This window comes from Amycolatopsis sp. NPDC058278 (genome assembly GCF_042881395.1).
Classification (GTDB): Bacteria; Actinomycetota; Actinomycetes; order Mycobacteriales; family Pseudonocardiaceae; genus Amycolatopsis.
In genome coordinates, this window is record NZ_JBHVXZ010000255.1 from 1 (window position 1) to 3,824 (window position 3,824).

Annotated in this window: 4 protein-coding genes; 1 reads left to right on the forward strand and 3 read right to left on the reverse strand. The window is 72.7% G+C overall.

From position 1 onward, the window contains the following. The coding region (locus ACFVYA_RS49660; RefSeq protein ID WP_387055623.1) for a CaiB/BaiF CoA transferase family protein at positions 1-1,072 on the reverse strand (1,072 nt) is incomplete at its 3' end. A 174-nt stretch (positions 1,073-1,246) separates the two neighbouring features. On the opposite strand from ACFVYA_RS49660, the gene ACFVYA_RS49665 reads away from it, so the two are divergent. After that, positions 1,247-2,194: a LacI family DNA-binding transcriptional regulator gene (locus tag ACFVYA_RS49665; RefSeq protein ID WP_387055625.1), complete on the forward strand. Its 948-nt coding sequence runs from the start codon at positions 1,247-1,249 to the stop codon at positions 2,192-2,194. A gap of 4 nt (positions 2,195-2,198) precedes the next feature. On the opposite strand, the gene ACFVYA_RS49670 is transcribed toward ACFVYA_RS49665, so the two are convergent. Both ACFVYA_RS49670 and ACFVYA_RS49675 read right to left on the reverse strand, forming a co-directional pair. Then, positions 2,199-2,807 (reverse strand): HAD family acid phosphatase, encoded by a 609-nt coding sequence (locus tag ACFVYA_RS49670; RefSeq protein WP_387055627.1) that lies wholly within the window; start codon positions 2,805-2,807, stop codon positions 2,199-2,201. 125 nt (positions 2,808-2,932) lie between these two features. Further along, positions 2,933-3,824, reverse strand: an 892-nt coding sequence (locus ACFVYA_RS49675; RefSeq protein WP_387055630.1) for a DinB family protein, incomplete at its 5' end; no start/stop codon positions are given.

Here is a 3,824-nt window from a genome sequence, read left to right on the forward strand (position 1 = left end):
CCCGGCCCGGGACCGTGATCGGCGGCAACGTCGCCCGGATCGCCCCGGCCGGCGTCGCGACCTCGGCGACCCGGTCGCGCGCCGTGAGCTGGGGGTGGGCCAGGACGTCCGGCAGGTCGCGGCGGCGGGCGTGCGCGATGCGGCCCACCCCCAGCCGGGTCTCCAGCTCGGTGCCGGTGAGCTCGGCGAAGATCGCGTCGATTTCGGCTTCCAGGGCGGCCCGGTTCGCCACCCGCGCGCTGCCCGTGGCGAACCGGGCATCGGTGACCCAGTCCGGGCGGGCGACCGCGTGCTCGCAGAACGCCGCCCACTCACGGTCGTTCTGGACCGCCAGCACCAGTTCGGTCCCGTCGCCCGCGGCGAAGGTGCCGTAGGGGGCGATCGCGGCGTGGCTGGTGCCGGTCCGCGGTGGCGGTGTCCCGCCGTACCCGGCGTAGTACAGCGGAAAGCCCATCCATTCGACCAGCGAGTCGAACAGGCTGACTTCGAGTTCGGTGCCCTGCCCGGTCCGTTCGCGGTCGTACAGCGCGGAGAGGATGCCGGAGAAGGCGTACATGCCGGCGCCGATGTCCGCGGCCGGGATACCGCTCTTGGCGGGTTCCGCCGCGGACCCGGTGACCGACACCAGCCCGGCTTCGGACTGGATGAGCAGGTCGTAGGCCTTCGCGTCGCGGTACGGCCCGGTCGAGCCGTAGCCCGACACCGAGCACGTGATCAGCCGCGGCCGGGTCGCGCGCAGGGCGGGCGCGCCCAGCCCGAGCCGCTCCGCGACGCCGGGCGCGAAGTTCTGCACGAACACGTCGGCACGGTCCAGCAGCGCGGCCATCACGTCGGCCGCGGCGGCGCTCTTGAGGTCCAGCGTGACGCTTTCCTTCGACCGGTTGAGCCAGACGAAGTGACTGGAGAGGCCGTGCACGGTCTCGTCGTAGGCGCGGGCGAAGTCGCCGGTGCCCGGCCGCTCGATCTTGAGCACGCGGGCCCCGAGGTCGGCCAGGTGCCGGGTGGCCAGTGGCGCGGCGACGGCCTGTTCGCACGACACGACGGTGACGCCGTCGAGGGGCAAGGAGCGCATGGCCGCATCCTGCCAGCCGAGCCGGACCGCATGGGCCGCGCCGGGGAGTGATACGTATCAGTAAGAGCGGGACGGATCTACGGGAGTTTCGGGCAAAACCGTTGACGGCCCCCGGGCGGGCTTGCACTCTGAATCGGATCAGCTGACCCCGGCGACCGGCGAGCGAGGTGCCCGATGGGCAGGGTGCGGCAGGCCGACATCGCGCGCGTGGCGGGGGTTTCCCAGGCGACGGTGTCGGTGGTGCTCGGCGGCAACCGCACCGGTGTCCGGCTGGCGGAGTCGACGCGGCTGCGGGTGCTGGAAGCCGCCCGGCGGCTGGGTTACACCGATCCGCTGGCGAAACGGCAGGCGTGCCACGACCTCTTCGGGATCTGCGCCGCCACCCCGGTGTTCGAGGCGCACCAGGCGGTCCTGGCCGGCATCGCGGCGGAAGCGGCCGCGCTCGGCAAGGACCTGATCATGTTCGCCGCGACCGGTCCCGCGCTCGTCCGCCGCACCCGGCTCGCCGACGGCTGCCTGTTCCTCGGTGGTCCCGTTCCCGTGGAGCTGCTCACCGGCGGCTTTCCGATCGTCCACATCGGACGCCGTGCCGAGCTCGGCGGCCGCGTTCCGTGCGTCGACGCCGACTACGCGTCGGCCTCGGCCGAGGTGATCACCCGGCTGGTGCGGGCGGGCCACCGGCGGATCCGCTACCTGCGCGAGCCGGACGGCACCCCGGCCGCGCGCGAACGCGAACGCGGGATCCGCGCCACGGCCGGCGCATCCGGCCTGGTGGTCGGCACCGACGGCACCGACGGCGCCGGGCTCGGCGCGGCGGCCGTCCGCGGCTGGCTCGACGAGGGCGTGACCGCGCTAGTGGTGGACGAGACCCTGGCCGCCCCGGCACAGCGGGCCTTGTGGGCAGCCGGGGTGGCGGTGCCCGGCGACGTCTCCCTGGCGGTCCTGGGCCGCCCGCCGTCCGGAACGGCCGGCCCGGAGATCAGCGGCTTCGAGGTGCCGCGGCGCGCGCTCGGGCGCGAGGCGGTACGGCTGCTGGCGTCGGTCGTGGGCACGGGGGCAGGTGAGCATCGGCTGCTCACCTGCCCACCGGTGGCCGGGGAGACGATCGCCCCCGTCGCCTGAACCTTCAGGACAGGGTGCCGTTGTAGTCGGGCAGCTTGAAGGTCCGCTCGGCGTGCCCGCCGTCGAGGTCGGTCCGGTTGTTGCCGATGTTCGCGACGATGGCGTACCCGGCCTGTTCGATGGCGGTCCGCGCCTTGGTCTTGTTGGCCTGGACCGGGTCGAAGTTGAACAGCGGACGCAGGTAGAGCCCGTCGATCGGGTAGCCGACCGCCTTCAGGTTGCCTTCCGTGGGCCACCGGAGGATCTCGGTGCGGTCGCTGACGAAGAAGACCGCGGCTCCCTTGGCCTGGGCGAGCTTGGCGAGCGCGAGGACCGGTTTCACCGCCGGCGTGGTGATCCCGCCGGAGTAGTAGGTCTCCAGGCTGGTGTTGTCGATGTCGAGCACGATCGCGGTCCGTCCGCCGGGAACGGCGAGCCGCTGGGTGAGGTAGTCGGCGGCCGGCGTGGTGACCGCGGTGACGTCGGCGATCCAGGTGGCGTAGGCCGGCGCTGCGGCGGACACCGCGGCCGGCGCGGCGACCGGCTGGGCATCGGCGGTGCCGGCGCTGCCGAGCAGCAGCAGGACGGCGGAGGCGGTACCGGCCACGGCGAGGCGGGCTTTCGAGGGTGACATGGCTGACAGTCCACCAGCCGGTGGCGGAGTTACGTACCGGCAAGTAGCCGAATTTGTTTCATGTTCTGCTCGGGGTCACCGCCTCGCCGCCTTCTGCCGCTGACCGCGAAGCGAGGCACACGCGGCTACTGCGGTTCGGGCACGCCTGCCTCGAGCACCGCGAGGTCGCGCACCGCGTAACGGTGGTGCTCGGCTTCTTCCTTCAGCACCACCTTGAGGCAGCGGCGCACGACGTACTCCTGCTCGGGATACATGTCCGCCGGCTTGCGGGCGCACACCCGGTCGAGCTCGGCCGCGGTGAGCCCGTCGACGACACGCCGCATCGCGGCCATGCGGGCGAGCCGCGGCACGAGCACCTCGTCGAGCGTCGGGGTGGCTTCGAGGGTGAGGCCGAGCTTCGCCGCCTCCTCGGGCGGCGTCCCCCCGGCGGGGAAGCCCAGCGGGTGGTAGGGCGCTTCCTCCTCGAGCACGGCGTTGCCGAGCCAGGCATCGCAGGCGAACAGCAGATGCCGTTGAGTCTCGGCAAACGACCACTCGCCGTCGACCTGCTCGTGCAGTTTGGCTTCGGGCAACCGCCTCGCCCGGTCGAGCGTCGCGCGCCACAACGTCTCGATGGCGTCCCAAGCAGTCCGGTAGTCCTCGGGAGAAGCCGCTTCCCGCGCGAGCGCCCGGGCCGGGTGCCGGCGGTCGAGTTCGGCCTCGACGTAGGCGGTCACGTCGACGTCGTTGACGACGAGCCGCTCGAAGTGGCCACCGAGGTAGACGTCGCTGCCGTAGCAGTCGACGATCTTCAGGCCGGTCACCTCGCAATCGCGGATCTCGAGGCCCGCGAGGTCGCACAGGTGGATGCGCGCACCGCGGAACCGGTCGCTCTGGACGTATTCGGAAACCATCGAAGCAGTCTCGCCCACCCGTCCCGCCTGCGCCACGTCGGAGAGCAGCCCGCCGAACAGAGGCAGGCGGCCCCGCGCCGTGGGGGTAGCGGGGCCGCCGGTCACGCGGTCAGTTGACGTACAC